At 37.3% G+C, this 21,502-nt stretch carries 13 protein-coding genes; 12 read left to right on the top strand and 1 reads right to left on the bottom strand.

The window, feature by feature from the left end; genetic code table 11:
- Positions 1–147: 147 nt before the first annotated feature.
- The 7 genes from IGJ11_RS07575 to IGJ11_RS07545 all read left to right on the top strand — a co-directional run bounded on the left by IGJ11_RS07575 (position 148) and on the right by IGJ11_RS07545 (position 10,727).
- Complete coding sequence (locus IGJ11_RS07575; RefSeq protein WP_010718947.1) at positions 148–1,413, top strand: D-aspartate ligase; 1,266 nt, start codon at positions 148–150, stop codon at positions 1,411–1,413.
- 3 nt (positions 1,414–1,416) lie between these two features.
- On the top strand, positions 1,417–2,136 hold the full coding sequence (locus IGJ11_RS07570) for an amino acid racemase (protein WP_010718948.1): 720 nt from the start codon (positions 1,417–1,419) through the stop codon (positions 2,134–2,136).
- A 153-nt stretch (positions 2,137–2,289) separates the two neighbouring features.
- Positions 2,290–3,174, top strand: a complete 885-nt coding sequence (rapZ, locus tag IGJ11_RS07565; protein WP_010718949.1) for an RNase adapter RapZ — start codon at positions 2,290–2,292, stop codon at positions 3,172–3,174.
- Positions 3,171–4,169: a gluconeogenesis factor YvcK family protein gene (locus IGJ11_RS07560; protein ID WP_010718950.1), complete on the top strand. Its 999-nt coding sequence runs from the start codon at positions 3,171–3,173 to the stop codon at positions 4,167–4,169. Before rapZ ends, IGJ11_RS07560 begins: the two co-directional genes overlap by 4 nt.
- Before the next feature lie 34 nt (positions 4,170–4,203).
- Entirely contained in the window at positions 4,204–5,139 is a 936-nt protein-coding gene (gene whiA / locus IGJ11_RS07555) for a DNA-binding protein WhiA (RefSeq protein ID WP_010718951.1), read from the top strand.
- 178 nt (positions 5,140–5,317) lie between these two features.
- The gene (locus IGJ11_RS07550; RefSeq protein WP_207431978.1) at positions 5,318–8,506 is read left to right on the top strand and encodes a hypothetical protein; all 3,189 of its coding nucleotides are present in this window, start codon (positions 5,318–5,320) and stop codon (positions 8,504–8,506) included.
- A gap of 301 nt (positions 8,507–8,807) precedes the next feature.
- Entirely contained in the window at positions 8,808–10,727 is a 1,920-nt protein-coding gene (locus tag IGJ11_RS07545) for a hypothetical protein (protein WP_063627222.1), read from the top strand.
- A 197-nt stretch (positions 10,728–10,924) separates the two neighbouring features.
- On the opposite strand, the gene IGJ11_RS07540 is transcribed toward IGJ11_RS07545, so the two are convergent.
- Entirely contained in the window at positions 10,925–11,443 is a 519-nt protein-coding gene (locus IGJ11_RS07540) for a thioredoxin domain-containing protein (protein ID WP_034698266.1), read from the bottom strand.
- A gap of 175 nt (positions 11,444–11,618) precedes the next feature.
- On the opposite strand from IGJ11_RS07540, the gene nifJ reads away from it, so the two are divergent.
- The 5 genes from nifJ (at position 11,619) to IGJ11_RS07515 (ending at position 21,429) form a co-directional block, all read left to right on the top strand.
- Positions 11,619–15,287: a pyruvate:ferredoxin (flavodoxin) oxidoreductase gene (nifJ, locus tag IGJ11_RS07535; protein ID WP_207431979.1), complete on the top strand. Its 3,669-nt coding sequence runs from the start codon at positions 11,619–11,621 to the stop codon at positions 15,285–15,287.
- Between the two features lie 187 nt (positions 15,288–15,474).
- Positions 15,475–16,362 (top strand): diadenylate cyclase CdaA, encoded by an 888-nt coding sequence (gene cdaA, locus IGJ11_RS07530; protein ID WP_010737735.1) that lies wholly within the window; start codon positions 15,475–15,477, stop codon positions 16,360–16,362.
- Positions 16,359–17,516, top strand: a complete 1,158-nt coding sequence (locus IGJ11_RS07525) for a CdaR family protein (protein ID WP_010718959.1) — start codon at positions 16,359–16,361, stop codon at positions 17,514–17,516. Before cdaA ends, IGJ11_RS07525 begins: the two co-directional genes overlap by 4 nt.
- Before the next feature lie 23 nt (positions 17,517–17,539).
- Positions 17,540–18,898, top strand: a complete 1,359-nt coding sequence (glmM, locus tag IGJ11_RS07520; protein ID WP_010718960.1) for a phosphoglucosamine mutase — start codon at positions 17,540–17,542, stop codon at positions 18,896–18,898.
- Positions 18,899–19,191: 293 nt separating this feature from the next.
- Positions 19,192–21,429, top strand: a complete 2,238-nt coding sequence (locus IGJ11_RS07515) for a fibronectin type III domain-containing protein (protein ID WP_207431981.1) — start codon at positions 19,192–19,194, stop codon at positions 21,427–21,429.
- The last annotated feature ends 73 nt before the right edge of the window (positions 21,430–21,502 follow it).

The following is a 21,502-nucleotide window of genomic DNA, read 5'->3' as shown; positions in this document are numbered from 1 at the left end:
ATAGATAAAAACTTCCTATAAGTTCAATCCGTTCAAAAAAGAATTGAGCAATCGGAGGAGATTCCTTTGATTGCTTTTTTCTTTATGGTATGATATTCCTTGTGTAGTTGAAAAAGAAAACTAGAGATTATGAGTAAGTGAGAGATAATGATGAACAGTAATGTAAACGAAGAATTTATTCCTATTTTATTGGGTAGCGACATGAATGTCTATGGAATGGCACGTTCATTTCATGAAGCGTATGGCAAAGTTTGCCAGGCGTATGCATCAAATCAGTTGGCACCAACTCGCTATAGCAAAATCGTCAAAGTTGACGTAATTCCTGGCTTTGATAAAGATCCGGTCTTTATTGAGTCCATGTTACGTTTAGCAAGAGAGAAATATTCAGATCAAACGAAGAAGTATCTCTTGATCGCATGTGGAGATGGCTATGCAGAACTGATTTCACAGCATAAAGAAGAACTCTCAAAGTATTTTATTTGTCCTTACATCGATTATTCGTTATTTAAACGTCTGATTAATAAGGTTAGTTTTTATGAAGTTTGCGAGGAATACCAGTTACCTTATCCCAAAACGTTGATTGTTAGAAAAGAAATGTTAGTTGATGGGCATTTGAATCAAGAGTTACCATTTGACTTTCCAGTGGCATTAAAGCCGGCAAACAGCGTGGAATACTTATCTGTCCAATTTGAAGGTCGAAAAAAAGCGTTTATTATCGATAATCGTGAAGAATTTGACTTGATCTTAGGTCGTATTTACGAAGCAGGTTATACAAGTGAAATGATCGTCCAAGATTTCATTCCTGGGGATGATAGTAATATGCGTGTGTTAAATGCTTATGTCGATGAAAACCATCAAGTAAGAATGATGTGTTTAGGTCACCCGTTACTAGAAGATCCAACACCAGCTTCGATTGGTAATTATGTGGTGATCATGCCAGATTATAATGAAAAGATCTATCAAACGATTAAACGATTTTTAGAAGATATTTCCTATACTGGTTTTGCGAATTTTGATATGAAATACGATCCAAGAGATGGTGAATACAAACTTTTTGAAATCAACCTTCGTCAGGGAAGAAGCAGTTTCTTTGTCACTCTTAATGGCTTGAATTTAGCAAAATTTGTGACAGAAGACCGTGTATTTGAAGTTCCATTCACAGGGACTACCTATGGGACGAGCCAATCGGATCAAGCAAAATTATGGATGGGTGTACCTAACAAGGTCTTTTTAACTTATGCAAAAGCAAATGAAGACAAAAAAGTTGCAGAAAAAATGATTAAAGAAAATCGTTATGGAACGACTGTTTTTTATGAGAAAGATCGTTCGCTCAAACGCTGGTTATTGATGAAGTATATGTTTAGAAATTACATTCCTCGATTTAAAAAATACTTTCATGTGAAAGAAGGTTGATTCATGGAAAACTTTTTTAGTATTTTGGGCGGAATGGGAACGATGGCCACAGAGAGTTTTGTCCGTCTAATCAATCATCGAACCAAAGCCTCAAAAGATCAGGAATATTTAAATTATGTATTATTTAATCATGCGACAGTTCCTGATCGAACGGCTTATATTTTAGATAGGGAACAAGAAAGCCCAATGCCTTACCTACTAGATGATGTTGAAAAACAAAATTTACTCAAACCAAATTTTATCGTTTTAACGTGTAATACAGCTCATTATTTCTTTGATGAACTTCAAGCAGCCACTGAGATTCCGATTCTTCATATGCCACGAGAAGCGGCAAATGAGCTTGTCAGACAAAATACAACTGGTAAAGTAGCCATCCTGGGTACGGAAGGTAGCATGAAAGCTGGAATTTATGAAAAGGAAGTGAGACAGCTAGGCTTTGAGGCTGTCATTCCTGATGCTCAACTTCAGGCGAAAATCAACCATTTGATTTATCATGATATCAAAGAATCAGATTATTTAAACAAAGAACTATACTACGAAATTTTGGCAGAAGCGGTGGCGCGATTTGATTGCGAAAAAATTATTTTAGGCTGTACAGAATTATCGTTGATGCAAGAGTATGTAGGGGAAAATGAATATCCCGTCATTGACGCACAGTCAATCTTAGCTGATCAAACGATCGCCCGTGCCTTACAACACCGACAAGCTACCATATCAAGTTGAAAACTTTTATGAGCAAAGATTAGGGGCGGATACCTACAGTGGTATTTGTCCCTATTTTTATCGACAACTTCATTTTTAAGAATGTTTAACTGGTAATGATACGCCCGGAAGTGATATAATTTTAGGAAGAGATATGAGAGGGGGCCGTTTGATATGGCTGATAATTTACAACTAGTAATCATCACAGGGATGAGTGGCGCTGGGAAGACGGTCGCTATTCAAAGTTTTGAAGATATGGGGTATTTCTGTATTGATAATATGCCACCAAATCTAATTCCAAAGTTTTGGGAATTGATCAAAGAATCGGGTAAAGTGACGAAAATGGCATTAGTGGTAGACTTGCGTTCACGCTCGTTTTTTGAAGAAATCCAAAATATGTTAGTCGAAATTGAGAATACGGATTTTATCGATACGTCGATTTTATTTTTAGATGCATCCGATGAAGAATTAGTCGCACGATACAAGGAAACAAGACGTACCCATCCAATGGCAATGAACGGTTTAGTCACGGAAGGAATTCGTAAAGAACGTGCGATATTGAATGATCTAAAGATGCAGGCCTCGGTCATTATAGACACGACGACTTTAACACCACGTCAGTTAAGGGAAAAAATCAATCAAACGTTTAAGACCAAAGGCGATCAAGGCTTTCGAATCGAATTTGTTTCCTTTGGATTCAAATATGGCTTGCCAATTGATTCAGATATCGTGATGGATGTACGCTTTTTACCAAATCCCCACTATATTCCTGAATTAAGACCTTTGACAGGAAAAGATCAACCAGTTTATGACTATGTGATGTCATTTGATGAAACTGAGCTGTTTTATAATAAGTTTTTAGATTTATTACAGACGGTTTTACCAGGATATATCAAAGAAGGTAAAAGCAGCTTGACGATTGCTATTGGCTGTACCGGAGGGCAACACCGTTCAGTTGCGTTAACAGAACGTTTATCAGGTGCTTTGAAAGAAAATTATAAAGTCAATGTGACTCACCGTGACAAAGATAAACGGAAAGAGACGGTGAATCGCTCGTGAAGATGAAAACTTACCGTATAAGAAAGCCCAAAATCGTTGTCGTTGGGGGTGGCACAGGCTTACCGGTTATTTTAAAAAGCTTGCGTAACCAAGGGGCTGATATTACAGCGATCGTAACTGTCGCAGATGACGGGGGCAGTAGCGGTGCAATCAGAGAATCAATTGCGATGGCGCCCCCTGGCGATTTGAGGAATGTGTTGGTTTCATTGTCGGATATGCCACAATTTTATGAAGATATCTTTCAGTATCGTTTTAAAAAAGAAGATCAATTTTTAGCCAATCATACGATCGGTAATTTGATCATTGCCGCTGTCGCAGAAATGAGAGGAAGTACATACGAAGCAGTACAACTCCTATCTAAGATGATGCATGTGGACGGTCATATCTATCCTTCTTCTGAAACACCATTAACACTCCATGCAGTTTTTAAAGATGGTACTACTGCGGTGGGGGAATCAAAAATTGCGGTCGATCGAAAAACGATTGATCATGTCTATGTGCGAAATACCACGGATGATAGCGAAGCCAAACCAGCACGAAAAGTTGTTTCTGCCATTATGGAGGCAGATATGGTCGTTTTAGGACCGGGTAGTTTGTTTACTAGCATTTTACCTAATTTGGTCATCCAAGAAATTGGAGAAGCAGTAGCTAAAACAGAAGCCGAAGTGGTGTATATTTGTAATATCATGACACAAAAAGGTGAAACAGAACATTTTACAGATGCTGATCATATTCGGGTGTTGCATGAACATTTGAAACGACCATTTATTGATACTGTTTTAGTTAACACAGAAAAAGTACCAGCAGGTTATATGGATCCCGAAATTTACGATGAATACCTCGTACAAGTAACCCATGATTTTCATGGATTACGGAATGAAGGTTGTCGAGTGATTTCGACTGACTTTTTAGAATTAAAAAATGGAGGTGTCTTCCATGATGGTGAAAAAGTTGTGGAAGAGCTATTTCGTTTGGTTTTTGGTTCCAAATATTAAACGGTAGGTTACTAAAAGAAAGGAGGAGAATAGGGTGTCATTTGCGGCAGATGTCAAAAAAGAACTTACTGGACTTGAAGTTCACCGCGAACATGCAAAGGCGGAATTAGCTGCACTTTTGCGAATGAATGGATCTTTAGGGATTGTGAATCAACAATTTATCCTAAACGTTCAAACAGAAAATGCAGCTATCGCTAGACGGATCTATTCTCTTTTAAAAGATCATTATAATGTCCGAAGCGAGTTACTCGTTCGAAAAAAAATGAAATTGAAAAAGAATAATGTCTATATCGTTCGTTTGAAACAAGGAACGAAAAATGTACTGATGGATCTAGATATCATGGACGGAATGATGTTCAATGGGCATGTATCTGATGAAATTTTAGGAAATGCACAAAAAATGCGATCCTATCTAAGAGGAGCATTCATGGCGTCTGGTTCAGTCAATAACCCTGAAACTAGTCGTTACCATTTAGAAATTTTTTCCATTTATGAACAACATAATCAAGACATTTGTGATATGTTAAATTATTATGGTCTTCATGCTCGAACATTGGAACGTCGAAACGGCTATATTTCATATTTAAAAGGCGCAGAGAAAATTGCTGACTTTTTAACCTTAATTGGTGCGACGAATTCGATGTTGCGCTTTGAAGATGTCCGTATCGTACGTGATATGCGAAACTCAGTCAACCGACTTGTCAATTGTGAGACAGCTAATCTGAATAAAACGATTGATGCTGCAGCAAAACAAATCGAAAATATTGAATTGATTGAAAGTAGAGTTGGATTAACTGCACTACCAGAAAAATTGCAAGAAATTGCAGAATTGAGATTAAAGCACCCAGAAGTCAGTTTAAAAGAGCTAGGAGAAATGATTCCATCAGGAGCGATCTCTAAATCCGGAATCAATCATCGAATCAGAAAGATTAATGAATTTGCAGAAAAGTTGCGCGAAGAAGCAAGTTAAGTGAAAAAATTTTTAATTTTTTAATTAATGAAGATTTTGGGACAAGTATTTGTCTCAGAATCTTTTTTATTATATTTCCAAAAAAAGTTCTAATCAGTGTCCTTTAATATGTTAAAAAGTAAGTAGCAAGTCCCATTGATAACGGTTATTGCTACTAAAAACAAAGGAGAATAGTGTCATGAAATATCTGAATAAAATACTGAGAGCCAAGGTTGTTCAAGGTTATGAACAAGGAAAAACAGATGAAGAAATTGCAGATAGCTTGAAGATATCCCGTAAAACAGTGGTTGAAATCAAATTGCTTGAAATCGCATGTAAACTAAGTCAAGGATTTACGGAACTTGAAATAGCTGAACGATTTCACAAGCCCGTTGAGGAAATTCACAGAAACAAACACAACTATATTCTAAGACGTTTTTCGGATTCCTCTAGTAATAATTCCATTTCTGAGATTCCACCTTCCTCTAGGATTGACTCCATTTCTCAGCAGATAGGTGGTACGAAGGCGTATGTTCTTGAAAAAATAATTATTCAAAAGCTGAAAAAAATGGAAAATATCGAGGATATTACTAAGAGTGTTTCTATTTCATTAGGAGAAACTAAAAAGATAATAGAAAATTATGCAATACGAAAAATCTGTGAGGAAGAATACACACTGGAAGAATTGAATAAAATGTTGTATCTTAATTTGGCTGAGAATCCACGAGTCCATAATATCTACCTTGAAGTTAAAAAGGAAAACGAATCAGGAGAAAAAGGAGTAGAAAGTAGGAGACAAAATGAAATAATTAATTTTTACAAAGAAAATAGAAAAGACAAGTTAGAAGAAATAACATCAAATGAATTAAATAAATATCTAATTAATTATATTGCTATCCAAAGAAAGAAAGATAAAAATATTGAGGAAATTGCACAAGAGTTGAATAGAAGTCATAAAACAATTCGAATGATAATAGCGCAATTTATTATCAGTGAATCGAGTAAGGGAACCCCTAAACAACACATTTCTACCTATCTTTGGTTAACAACAGCTCAAATGAAAAAAAATGTATACAACTATCTTACAGTAGAGTTAAAGGCTAATACAATGCAACATATTGCTTGGTTAAACAGTTCTACGTTCGATCAGATTCAATTAATGTATATCGAAGGCGCACTTGAAATGAAAAAATCCATTCATAAGATGCGCCCCAATAAAGATAGTTCAAAAAAATTAGCGTTTCTAAAACGCCACAATAAGGAGGAAATGAAGAAAATACGAGTAGAGTTCATTCAAGGACTTGAAAATAAAATAAGTCATGAAGAACTTATCGAGCAACTAAAGATTAGTAGACCAACTGCTTATAGGATACTTAATTTAGAAATCGCACGTAGCATATACCAAGGTTTTTCGGTACCTCAGATAGCTGAAAGACTACATAAAAGTTCAAGTAGTATAATGGGAAAAAAACATGCATTTATCCAAAATAGTTTTAAAAGGCATAGTGATATCCCTCTCATTGCTGAGAATATTGGTTGTTCAGAAGATTATGTGATGGAAAAATTAGTCGTTCACAAGCTAAAAATAAAGGAAAACATAAAGAATATCTCTGAAAGCTTGAATATTTCGGTAGAAAAAACTAAAACGATAATAGAGGATTATGCAATAAAAAAGATTCATCAAGGATATACACGGAAAGAATTAAATAGTATATTACCTGTGAGTTTAGATGGATATCCGAGGATACTTGAGACTTTCAAAAAAGTTGAAAAAAATAATAAGTTAGAGGGAGAAAGTAAAAACACAAATACCTTATTATTAAAAACACAACCAGAAAGGGTACTTGAACAACTAAGCTTCGAAGAGCTTGTCAAGAAACTAAGAAAAGGGATAAAAATTGGTGATATTGCAACCGAATTGGACTGGACTTCGGAAATGGTGAGACATCGAATGGCTGAATTTATTATACAACATTCAATTAAGGGAATGTCTAAAGAAGAAATAGGTAACCAGCTTTGTTTAACTCAAACTGACATAAAAGTACTTCCATATCAATATATTAGAGATTATATAGCAATGTACCATCAAATTCAAAGAATTGCGGAAAGAAATGGCTGCACGTTGGCTCAAATTTATAAGATATATGTAGAGGGGGGAGTTGCAAAAGGAGTATCCATTAATGAAATTGCATGTACGCTAAAGATAAACGAAGAAGCCGTTCAAGAGATAGTGAATAAAATTCAGAACGAATCTCAACCAGAATTAAACACCCCAGAACCACCTATCATTGAGAAAGCAATCTCTGAAGTTAAGAAAAATCTGATACAAGAAGGCACGATCCAACCACCAAAACCAATATCTATAGCTGAATCAACAAACCAGTTTCATCAAACCGACCCTGAACCAAATAGCTTAGATCTATTGGGTAAATCTATTATTAGTGAGTATAAAAAGAAAAAAAATATAAAAATGATTTCAGCTAAATATAATGTACCGCTAGAAGTGGTACAAAATATAATAAGCGAATACATAGTAAATAAAGGAAAGAAGGGGAGACGGATTAATGAGGTTGCGGCAGAGTTATATTTTTCTACCATTCATACAGGCGATGGACAAGTGTTATTTATCCATCAATCTGGAAAGGTCTCTGAAGTTAAGAAAAATCTGATACAAGAAGGCACGATCCAACCACCAAAACCAATATCTATGGCTGAATCAACAAACCAGTTTCATCAAATCTACACTAAATCGAATAGAATAGATCCATTGCGTGAAATCATTGTTAGTGAATATAAGGAGAATCAAAATATAGGAGTAATTTCATATCAATATAATTTATCACCAGAAGAGGTCCAAGAAATAATATGTGATTACATCCGAAATGAAGAAAAGAAAGGGAGGACAGTTAACGAGATTGCGACAGAATTTTCTTTTTATTCCGTTCCTAATTCCGATGGAAAACTACGGTTTATCCATAAAGATGAAGTGTTATCTCTAGTTAAAAACAATCCGTTGTACCAAAGCACGAGTCACCAACCACTACAACCAATATCTATGGATGAATTAACCAGACGTTTTGATCAAATCGAGCTTAGATCAAATAGCTCAGATCAAGTGAAAGGAAAATATGAAAAGAGTCAAGAAATGAAATCAGAAGGAGAGCGGAAGAGAAGGAATTCAGAATCGAATCCTGGCGCCCTGGACCTAAGTCTGAAAAAAGTACGGTTGGACTCGTCCATGGTTTCACAGCCAAGTCCATTAAATAAACAGTGGCCACAATTGAAAAATTTTTCATCGACTATTTCTCATGTCACTAAACAAGCGCAAGATATCAATAATGAGAGAAGACAACAGCATCTTGTTAATTCCCATGTTCAAGCTCGTTGATGAAGTTTTATTAATGAAAAAACTTAAAGAAAAATGGCGCACGGGCGAGTGATGTTTTTGAGTCACTCTTAACAGTTCAATAATGATTTGATCAGAAGTAACTCATACAGTTATCGATAAGTTTCGCTAACATCAAAAGTATAGAGATCGGAAGATTTTGGGACAAGTATTCGTTTCAGAATCTTTTTTTATTATATTTCTAAAAAAAGTTCTAATCAGTGTCCTTTAATATGTTAAAAAGTAAGTAGCAAGTCCCATTGATAACGGTTATTGCTACTAAAAACAAAGGAGAATAATTACTATGGAAAATAAGGTTAATAATAAAAGAAAGAAAAAACAAAAAAAAGATACAGAGAAACAAGAGATTCATATGAAACGCCTTCCTAAGGTTAGCCCGAAAAAACTAACGTTTCGGAAACGCCGCAATAAGGAGCAAATGAATAAAATCCATAGAGAGTTCATTCATGGACTTGAAAATAAAGTAAGTGTAAAAGAACTTACTAAGCGATTAAAGATTAGTAGACCAACTGCTTATAGGATACTTAATTTAGAAATCGCACGTAGCATATACCAAGGTTTTTCGGTACCTCAGATAGCTGAAAGACTACATAAAAGTTCAAATAGTATAATGGGAAAAAAACATGCATTCATCATAAATAATTTTCGAAGGAATGGTAATATCCGACTCATTCCTGAGATGATTGGTTGTTCAGAAGATTACGTGATAGAAAAATTAGTCGTTCACAAGCTTAAAAAAAAGGAAAATATAATGAAGATCTCTGAAAGCTTGGATATTTCTGTAGAAAAAACTAAAACGATAATAGAGGATTATGCAATAAGAAAAATTCATGATCAAGGGTATACAAGGGAAGAATTAAATAGAATATTACCTGTGAGTTTAGATGGATATCCAAGGATACTTGAGGTTTTCCAAAAAGTTGAAAAAAATAACAAATTAGTGGGAGATGCAAAAAAAAGCATTAAAAAAACAAATACCGTGTTGTTAAGAAAAAAAACAAAAAAGAGGGAAAGATTAAGTTTCGATGATCTTGTCAAGAAAAGAAAAATAGGTATGAAAATTGGGAAGATTGCAACTGAACAGGAAACGGATCTATCAATGGTGAAACATCGAATGGCTAAATTTATTATAGATCATTCAATTAGGGGAATATCTAGACAAGAAATAAGTAACCAGCTTTGTTTAACTCAAACTGAAATAAAAACATTTCCATATCAGTATATTAAAAACAATATATTAAAGAACCAAAAAATTCAAGGAATTGCGGAAAGAAATGGCTGCACGTTGGCTCAAATTTATAAGATATATGTAGAGGGAGCAATTGAAAAAAATGTATCCATTAATGAAATTGCATGTACGCTAAAGATAAACGAAGAAGCCGTTCAAGAGATAGTGAATAAAATTCAGAACGAATCTCAACCAGAATTAAACACCCCAGAACCACCTATCATTGAGAAAGCAATCTCTGAAGTTAAGAAAAATCTGATACAAGAAGGCACGATCCAACCACCAAAACCAATATCTATGGCTGAATCAACAAACCAGTTTCATCAAATCTACACTAAAACGAATAGATTAGATCCATTGCGTGAAATCATTGTTAGTGAGTATAAGGAGAATCAAAATATAGGAGTAATTTCATATCAATATAATTTATCACCAGAAGAGGTCCAAGAAATAATATGTGATTACATCCGAAATGAAGAAAAGAAAGGGAGGACAGTTAACGAGATTGCGACAGAATTTTCTTATTATTCCGTTCCTAATTCCGATGGAAAACTGCGGTTTATCCATAAAGATGAAGTGTTATCTCTAGTTAAAAACAATTCGTTGTACCAAAGCACGAGTCACCAACCACTACAACCAATATCTATGGATGAATTAACCAGCCGTTTTGATCAAATCGAGCTTAGATCAAATAGCTCAGACCAAGTGAAAGGAAAATATGAAAAGAGTCAAGAAATGAAATCAGAAGGAGAGAGGAAGAGAAGAAATTCAGAATCGGATCCTGGCGCCCTGGACCTAAGTCTGAAAAAAGCACGGGTAGACTCACCCATATTGTCACAGCCAAAAAGTTTTTCATCGACTACAACTCGTGCCGTTGAAAAAGTACAAAATGTCATCGAACAGAAATGGCAACAGCATCTAAATAACCCACGTGTCCAAGCTAGTTTACGAAGCTTTGTCAACGAAAGGTCTTAGGATAGATAGATGGTGTATCAATCCGTTTTTTTATCTTTTTCTAAATTAAGATCTGGATAGTCGCTCAATCAAAAATGACCCAAGGACCTTAAAAATAGGCTAGGCTATTTTGAGGTTCTTTGGGTCTTGTTAGGGTCGGAACGATAGTGTCAATCCTGATCAATAATGATTACAAGTACATGTGATAGTCAGGATTATTACTCGTTAATGTAGTCAATTAGCTCTTCTTTTTTGATCGATTCATCAAAAATATGCTCTTCCAAAATAACAGTTGGAACAAAACGGATATTGGCAGCATTCGCCTCAGCTATAATTGCTTGAGAGGCAGGAGATTCTTCTTGGTAAGTTAGACCTAACTTATTTTGAGCATAATCTGCTACTTCTGCTAGACTAAGATTTTTCCAATCATCCTGCGAATCAAATACTTTTTTGATTTCTCGTAAAGCTACTTGACCGTCTGACGTATCAATATGATGATGCATCACATTCCCACGTTGCAAACTTTCTTTTTCTTTATCAAAAAGTTTGATCACCCGTTGCAAACGACCTTTACTTACAGCTTCTTCGAGTAATTCATAAGATTCGTTGAACCATTGACGGCAATAAGGGCAAGCCAGATTGATAAACTCTGCCATTTTCTTAGGAGCATCTAAGTTTCCATAATGAATGCCAGTTTCGGTATTTGTTTTATCTGCTTTAATGATAGATATATCCATGTATAATCACCTCTTAGATTCATTTTAAGCATTTTTCAGGAAAAAGACTAGTTTTTTGTTTAATAAAGCATGTATCTTCTCATGTGAGTACTTTTACAGAATAGGTAGGTTTTCAGGAGCTTTTGCGTTATAATAGGTGGGATATTTGAGAGAATTTGAACAAGGATGATGACAAATGCGAAAAATGAAAACAATGGACGGAAATACAGCTGCCGCTTATATTTCTTATGCTTTTACAGAATTAGCTGCAATCTATCCCATTACGCCCAGCTCAACGATGGCAGAATTAGTGGATCAATGGTCTGCTAGTGGGAAGAAAAATCTTTTTGGACAACCAGTTAAAGTGGTTGAAATGCAATCTGAAGCAGGAGCGGCTGGTGTTGTGCATGGTTCGCTCAAAACAGGAGCGCTGACAACGACTTATACAGCTTCTCAAGGATTGTTGTTGATGATACCCAATATGTATAAAATCGCTGGTGAATTACTACCAAGCGTATTTCATGTCGCAAGTCGTGCAGTCACGACGAATGCGTTAAATATCTTTGGGGATCATGGGGATGTCATGGCTGCTCGATCGACTGGATTTGCGATGTTTGCAGAAAGTAGTGTGCAAGAAGTTATGGACTTAGCACCCGTAGCACATTTGGCTTCGATTGAAGCAGAGCTGCCATTCTTGAATTTTTTTGATGGTTTTCGTACGAGCCATGAAATCCAAAAAATTGAAGTACTAGAATATGACGAGTTAGCATCGTTAATCAATCAAGAGAAACTTGCTGCGTTTAGAAACAGAGCGATGAACCCTAACCACCCAACTGTTAGTGGAACGAATCAAAATCCAGATATTCATTTTCAGCAAAGAGAAACGATCAATTCGTATTACGAACAATTACCTCGCATCGTACAAAAATACATGCAAGCAATCAATGAATTACGTGGAACTTCCTATGATTTAGTCACTTATCATGGTGCTGCCGACGCGACAGAAGTCATCATTTCGATGGGGTCGGTAGCGCAAACGATTGAGCAGACAGTCGATTATTTGAATAGAAATGGCCGGAAAGTCGGTTTCTTAAATATCCATCTTTATCGCCCATTCCCAATTGAAACATTGTTGCAAAAACTTCCTAAAACTACACAGTCAATTGCCGTATTAGATCGAAGCAAAGAACCAGGAGCTGGTGGGGAACCATTACTGCTAGATGTTCAAAGTGCACTTTATGATGCAACAATCTGTCCTAAAATAATTGGTGGGCGGTATGGATTAGGATCAAAAGATGTGACACCAGATCAAATCATCAGCGTTTTTGACGAGTTGCAAAAAGATGAACAAATGAAAAAACGATTTACAATCGGGATAGTGGATGATGTTACCTATCATTCTTTGGCACCAAGACCAACATTGGATTTAACGGATGCTGAAACTTACCAAGCTAAGTTTTGGGGTTTTGGTTCTGACGGGACAGTCGGTGCAAATAAATCTGCTATTAAAATCATTGGTGATCATACAGACAAATACGCCCAAGGCTATTTTTACTATGATTCAAAAAAATCAGGTGGATTGACGATTTCCCATCTCCGTTTTGGAAACACGCCAATTCGTTCTACTTATTTAGTTGAACATGCTGATTTTGTCGCTTGTCATACGCCTGCTTACTTGCACAGCTATGATTTAGTTAAAGGGTTGAAAAAAGGTGGCACATTTTTATTGAATACTTTATGGACAGATGAGCAGTTAGAAACGCATCTGCCTCTTCGTCTAAAAAAATATTTGGCAGAAAATGAGATTCAATTTTATACGATCAATGCGATGAAAATTGCTCAAGAAGTTGGATTAGGTCGTCGTATTAACACTGCCATGCAAACGGCTTTTTTCAAATTAGCAAACATTATTCCTATTGAAGAAGTGATTCCGCTCTTGAAAGAAGAAGTGCTTAAAAGCTATGGTCATAAATCAATGAAAATCGTAGAAAAAAATAACCAAGCGATTGATCATACCCTTGAACTTCTCCATAGAGTTGAAATCCCCAAACATTGGCGATCATTAGAACTACCTAGCAAAAAAGAAGAGACAACATCACGTTACGTAAAAGAGATTTTTACGCCGATCAATGCTCAAGAAGGAAATCAACTGTCAGTAGGTACTTTAGTAGCCAACCAGATGACAACTGGCGAGATGCCATTAGGAACAGCAGCGCTGGAAAAACGAGGTGTAGCCCTAGAAGTCCCTGAATGGATCAGTGACCGTTGTACGATGTGCAATGAGTGCGCATTTGTATGTCCGCACGCAGCCATCCGCCCATTCTTAGCTGATGAAGAAGAGCTGACTGAAGCGCCTGAAGGATTTATCGTTCGTGATATGAGAGGACCTGACGGGTTAAAATATCGTATCCAAGTTTCCGTGGAGGACTGTACAGGATGTGGATTATGTGTGGAGGCTTGTCCAGCCAAAGGAAAAGCGTTAGTGATGAAACCTTACGAGGAACAAAAAGAACAAGCGGTCAATTGGGCGTTTGCAATGACATTGAGACAGAAAGAAAACCCTATGAAAGGAAAAAATACGGTAATGGCTACCCAATTTAACCAACCGTTGCTTGAATTTTCAGGTGCTTGCTCTGGTTGCGGTGAAACGCCATATGTGAAACTTTTGACCCAAATGTTCGGAGACCGAATGATGATCGCTAATGCAACCGGCTGTTCTTCAATATGGGGAGGAGCTTCGCCAGCATCACCGTTCACAACGAATGCTTGTGGGCAAGGTCCAGCTTGGTCTAATTCCTTATTAGAAGATAATGCTGAATTTGGCTATGGTATGTTACTAGCTGCTCAAACCCGTCGTGAAGCTTTGGCGCAATCTGTTCGTGAAATCATGCCAAAAGTATCGAGTGCGCTTCGACTGTTGATGGAGGATTGGCTCAACCATTTATTCGATAGCGAAGGAACACAACAACGAGCAGCTAAACTTCAGGCTGCGATGGTAGCGGAAGTACAGCAAGTCCCAGAATTGGAATCCATTCTTGAGCACAAAGATATTTTTGTCAAAAACAGTCAATGGATTATTGGCGGAGATGGTTGGGCTTATGATATTGGCTTTGGTGGTATCGATCATGTATTGGCTAGTGGGGCAGATGTGAATATCCTAGTATTGGATAATGAAGTTTATTCTAATACTGGGGGGCAAACCTCTAAAGCAACGCCAACGTCAGCTATTGCAAAATTCTCCGCAAGTGGGAAATATGCGTCGAAGAAAGATTTAGGAATGATGGCAATGACTTATGGGAACGTCTATGTCGCTCAAATTGCTTCTGGTGCCAATCAAATGCAAACAATCAAGGCGTTTGAAGAAGCAGAGAAATACCCAGGGCCATCACTAATCATTGCGTATACGCCTTGTATCACCCATGGTCTGTTGGGGGGCATGAAAGAATCGATTAAAGAAGCCAAAGAAGCTGTTTCATCAGGCTATTGGTCCCTCTATCGTTATAATCCAAGTTTAATTGAAAAAGGGAAGGTTCCGATGATTTTGGATTACAAAAAACCAGACTTTTCAACAATGGGCGATTTTATGCGTAAGCAAGTCCGGTTTTCTTCACTAGAAAGTGCCAACCCTCAATTAGCTGAAAAATTGTTTGAAAAAACGGTTCTAGATGCAAAAACTCGTTTTTACAATTATGCTTCACTCACTGGACAGCTTGATAAAATTAAAGAAAAACTAGAACCGTCTGATCCGATTGTAAAAGAAGAGGAAGTCGAAACGAAAAAGAGAAAAAAAGAACGTAAGATCGATGATGAAGCAGCAGCCAGAAGAGCTGCTAAAAGAGCAGAACGTGCAGCACGTCGAAAATGATGTTTTGATGTTTTGTTCATTGATCCAACTATCTCATTCGGTAAATGATAAGCAAACAATTTAAAGGGCGGAAAAATCGATCGAATAATTTATGTAATTTTCTTGAAAAAAGTAGCCAGAATCGTCTCATATTTCCAAACATATGATATACTTAAAGGGAAATCTCAAAAGAGAAGAGAGGCTTTTTATGTCATTTCAAATCGGGGAACTTTTTAATTTAGAGTATTGGCAACAAATGTTTTCCGGTGACTTATTTTCTCTGAATTTTTTGGTAAACATACTGGATATTTTAGTCGTATGGTATTTGGTTTACAAACTGATCCAGCTACTAAGAGGGACGAAAGCGATCCAATTGCTCAAAGGCGTTGCCATCTTTATCGTGATTCGAATTGCGGCTGAGTTGATTGGGCTACACACGCTGTCATGGCTGATGAATCAAGTCATAACTTATGGTGTGATTGCAGCAATCGTCATCTTCCAACCAGAGATTCGTCGTGGGTTAGAACATCTGGGAAGAAGTTCGTTATTCAAACAAACGAAAAGCGAGCAACAAGAAGACGAGAAGATGATCCTATCCTTTGATAAAGCTATTCAATATATGTCGAAACGTAAGATTGGTGCTCTGATTACGATCGAGCGTCATACTGGTTTAGATGAGTATATTGAGACAGGCATCGCATTGGATGCAGATATTACTGGTGAGTTACTCATTAATATCTTTATCCCCAATACGCCGCTGCATGACGGGGCAGTTATTGTCAAAAATGGAAAAATTGCAGTTGCCAGTGCCTATTTACCTTTATCAGAAAGTATGTTGATTCCAAAAGAATTTGGAACACGTCACCGAGCTGCTGTCGGTATCAGTGAGGTCAGCGATGCAATAACTATCGTGGTCTCGGAAGAAACAGGAGATGTAAGTATCACTTTAGACAATCAATTGATACCAGGGTTATCGCAAGAAGAGTATTTATCGATCTTACGAAAACAACTAATTGTAGAAGAAAAAAATAAAAACAAAAAGAATGGGCTTCAATCTTTCTTGGACGCAATGACTAAGGGAGGGGATCGGAAATGATCTCAAAAGAAAAGCGTACGAGTATTCTGTATGGGTTTGTTGCGTTATTGTTTAGTATCATTCTTTATTTCAATGCGAATGGTCAAACGATGCAAAACACATTATCTGGAAACGAGTCCTATTCGCAGACAGCTTCTGATGTTTCGATCCAACTTTTATATGATACCGATAAGTATTATATCCATGGTTACGAAAACACTACTACTGTCAAATTGGCTAGTGCGAATCGTATCCAGTTGATGGCTGAGGCAAATGAAGACACCCGTACCTTTAGGGTCACCGCAGACTTAGCACATCTAGGTGAAGGAACCCACGAAGTGCCATTGAAAATCAAAAATCTAAGCAGCGCTGTCACCGCTAAGTTGCAACCGGAAACGATCACGGTTACAATTGAAAAGAAAGTGACCAAAGACTTTGAAGTTAAGGCTATTCTGCCAACAGAGACGACGCCTTCTGGTTATAATTTAACTGAAACAACCGTCGATCCGACGAAGGTCACGATCACCACTGGAGATAAGACTTTAGCGGAAATTCATCAAGTGGTTGCAAAAGTCAACCCGTCAATGATAACGGACGATGGTGTGAATAGTAATGTATCTGTACAAGCGTTAAATTCAGCTGGTGAGCCGTTGAGTATTGTTTCTGATCCAGTGCAAGTCAACGTCACGTCAGATGCAATCAAACCGAAAAAAACGGTTAGCCTATATGGTATTCAACAAGGGACAAAAGGCGAAGGAATTAAGAACTATAATTTCAAGTTTTCCGAATTAGAGGCTGAAGTCACAGGGACGACGGAACAACTTGCTCAAATAGGGGATAGTATCGCTGTGCCAATCGACATATCAGGAATTACTCATCGAACGACTAGGACGATTCAGATTCCTGTTGAACAAGGAATGAGCGTCTCGCCTAAATCGGTTAAAGTTGAGATAACACCAGTGCTGGAATCGACAACTAGTGATTCTTCAGTCGATAAAAATCAAAGTTCGACTAAAAGGAATGACTCAACAACGTCAACGACAAAGTCGACTACATCGAGCACGTCACTTTCTAGTGTCCAGACAGAAAGCAAGCAAACTTCTGAAAGTACAGATTCGAGTGAATCCACTATGCAAAGTACACAAGAGAGTCAAACGTATTCTTCGGAAAATTAAGTTAAAGGAGCAAATTTACAATTATGGGTAAATATTTTGGAACGGATGGTGTCCGTGGCGAAGCCAATAAAGAATTGACACCAGAATTAGCGTTTAAGTTAGGTAGATGTGGCGGATATGTATTAAGCCAACATGAAACAGAAGGGAAACGTCCACGGGTTTTAGTTGGGCGTGATACCAGAATCTCTGGGCAAATGCTAGAAGAAGCCTTAATTTCTGGTTTGTTATCAGTTGGTATTGAAGTATTTCAACTTGGCGTCATTTCCACACCAGGAGTTGCTTATTTAACAAGATTGCAAAAAGCCAATGCCGGCGTGATGATTTCTGCTTCACATAATCCTGCACAAGATAATGGAATCAAATTTTTTGGTGCTGATGGGTTTAAATTAGTGGATGAACAAGAATTAGAAATTGAAGCATTGCTTGATGCCGAAGTGGACGAATTGCCACGTCCTTCAGCAGAGGGATTAGGAACAGTAGAAGAATTTCCAGAAGGCTTATTAAAATATTCTCAATTCTTAGTGCAAACGATCAATGGGGATCTATCAGGCCTAACCGTTTGTGTCGATGCGGCAAATGGGGCGACAGCAACTTCTGTCAACCGTTTATTCGCAGACTTAGAAACAGATTTTTATACGATGGGTACCAGCCCTAATGGCTTAAATATTAACGATGGTGTTGGTTCAACACACCCTGAAAAGTTAGCTGAAATGGTTGTTGAAAAAGGCGCCGATGCCGGTTTAGCATTTGATGGTGATGGGGATCGAATTATTGCAGTGGACGAACTTGGGAACATCGTTGATGGTGATAAAATCATGTTCATTTGTGCGAAATACCTTTCAAAGAAAAATCGTTTGAAAAAAGATACGATCGTTACAACGGTCATGAGTAATCTAGGATTCCATAAAGCGGTGGAAGAAATTGGCTTGAAGGACGTAGTTACTCAGGTTGGTGACCGCTATGTTGTAGAAGAAATGCGAAAAAATGATTATAATTTTGGTGGAGAACAATCTGGTCATATGGTCTTCCTTGACTTTAATACTACAGGTGATGGAATGCTATCAGGAATCCAATTACTGAATATCATGAAGCAAACTGGGAAGAAATTATCCGAGTTAGCGAGCGAAGTGACGATCTACCCACAAAAATTAGTAAATATCCGAGTAAGCAACAAAAATGGTGCAATGGAAGTTCCAGCGATCAAAAAAGTGATTGAAGAAACTGAGGCTGAGATGGCTGGTGAAGGAAGAATTTTAGTTCGTCCTTCTGGAACTGAACCATTATTACGTGTCATGGCTGAAGCGCCAACGGATGAAAAAGTAGCATATTACGTGGATAAGATTGCTGCAGTTGTTCGAGAAGAGATCGGACTTGAAGAATAAGAACTAAAATTTTTCTCATTTTAATAGTAATCGACTGTTATTTACAAAAATGTTTTCTTGTTTTTGTGAATAACAGTTTTTTTGTCCGTAGGAAAACAAATTTGGGTTGCTGTCAAATGCTTGTTCCAAGATAACTACTTTTTTGTATAAAATTAGCGTTGGGTTTAGAATATTCTCCGTTAAAAGTTGTTAAGATAGAACTTTAATTTCTAATTATACGAAAAAAAAGGGCTTTTTTTATCTCTGAATAGATTAAACTAACTTGCGAAACAACTAATTTAGAGGAGGTAAATATGAAAATTTTCAAAAAACTGATTCGATTGATGATGATTGTTTTTCTATTTGTAAAACCGGTCATTGTAGTAGCGGTTGATCCATCTTATGCACCCTCTTATCAACTAGCAGAAGAGGTGATTATAAAAAATGGTGAATTTAATGATGGGTTGAATCACTGGATCGTTTCCAATCCTGGAAGTAACAATCCTGCACTTGTGACAGATGAAAGTGGCAATCATTATGTAATGGCATCAAATGGAGAGAATATCCTGCAATATGTTCAGTTAAAACCGAAAACGACCTATCAATTCACTTATTATGTGATCGGAGACCCTTCGTTTCCAGCAATTGTGGAATTTGGCACGCTTAATCATGGGGAAGGGTTTATTTCGTTGAAGGATGAGAGACATTATAATGATGCTTGGAAACAACATGAATTTAGCTTTACGACTCCGGAAGGTGAAAATACATATATTATCCGTTTTGCGTCTAGTGGAAACGGGACAGCATATTTTGATAACGTTCAAGCCACTGCATTAGATTTGGAAGCTCCTACCAATCCTAAAAATCTGAAAGTCAACGACGTTTCAAGTGATAGTGTTAGCTTGTCTTGGGAAGCTGCAACAGACAACGTAGGCGTAATGGGTTATTTGGTTTATCGAGACAACCAACTGATTCAAACAGTCACCGGTGCAGACCTCGCCTATACCGACAATGGATTAACGGAAGATACTACCTATACGTATGAAGTAAGAGCAGTTGATCAAGCGGGGAATGTATCAGTAGCGAGTAATGCAGTGACGGCTAGGACAAAATTGGCGAGTAGCAGCCCACCTGCAGTGCCTTTGAATTTAAAAGTCACTAGTGTAACAACTGATAGTGTCAGCTTATCGTGGGAATCAGCGACAGATAGCATTGACGTAATCGGTTATATCATTTATCGAGACAATCAGTTAATTCAAGGAGTGATTGGTGCGGAGGAAGTAGCATACACGGATATAGGATTAATGGAAGATACGATGTATACATATCAAGTGAGAGCAGTTGATCAGGCAGGAAACATATCAGAAATGAGTAATACAGTAACAGCTAAGACAAAACAAACAGAAGAAATTCTTCCTCCTGCAGCTCCTTTGAACTTGCGAATCGATGATGTAACAACTAACAGTGTCAGCTTGTCATGGCAAGAAGCAATCGATAATGTTGATGTAGCTAGTTATAACGTTTATCGAGATGATCAGTTGGTCCAAACGCTAACTGGTATGGATTTAACCTACATAGATACAGGCTTGATGGAAGATACCACCTATACCTATATAGTCAAAGCTGTTGATCAATCAGGGAATCTATCAGAAGCAAGTAATGCGGTAACGGCTAGGACAAAATCAGCAGAAGATCTGACTCCTCCTACGCCACCTTTGAATTTACGAATCGATGATGTAACAACTAACAGTGTCAGCTTGTCGTGGGAAGCAGCAATCGATGATGTGGGTGTCACTGGTTATCATGTCTATCGAGACGATCAGTTAGTCCAAACACTTTCTGGTACGGACTTAACTTACATAGACACAGGATTGATGGAGGCTACCACTTATACCTATAAAATCAGAGCGGTTGATCAAGCTGGTAATCTATCAGAAGCAAGTAATGCAGTGAAAGCAAGAACGAAAATGACAATTGAGGTGAGTCGCCCGTTGCCCCCTACTAAACTGAGATCAGCCCGTGTCACAGAACATGAAGTGGCTTTAATGTGGGACGCACCTAATGAATCGAAGGAAATCATGAGCTATCAAGTTTATCGAAACAATGTATTGGTAGGAGAAGTAGCGAGGGAAACCTCACTATATACTGATAAAGATTTACAGGAAAATACGAAATATTCTTATGTAGTTAAATCGAAAAACAAAGAAGGGAATCTCTCGGAAGAAAGTAATAAAATTATTGTGCAGACAAGCAAAAAACATGAGACGGTTCCTCCTTTAGAGGAAGAGATAGTAAAAGAATCAACGGAAAAACCACCTGTGGCAAAAGAAACCGAAACAATAAATAATGGAGCAATTAATAAAGGAAAAGAGGAAGCAAAAGTGAATAAGAATACTGCTAAAAAGGTGAGTAAACAGTTACCAGCTACGGGTAATAAAGTTAGTCCATTGCTACAACTACTGGGGCTAACCATAGTGAGTGTAACAATCCTGTTATCTTACAGGAGACAAAAAAAGAGCCATCAAGCAAAACAGCCCGGAACTAATGCTTAGCTCCTTTAGATGGGGGACTCGATGCAAAATAGGTTAAAACAATAAAAAGTCATTTTCGAACTGATTGATGACT

Source organism: Enterococcus sp. DIV0691, from assembly GCF_051711145.1.
Lineage (GTDB): Bacteria > Bacillota > Bacilli > Lactobacillales > Enterococcaceae > Enterococcus_B > Enterococcus_B hirae.
This window is presented reverse-complemented; position numbering and strand designations above follow the sequence as displayed.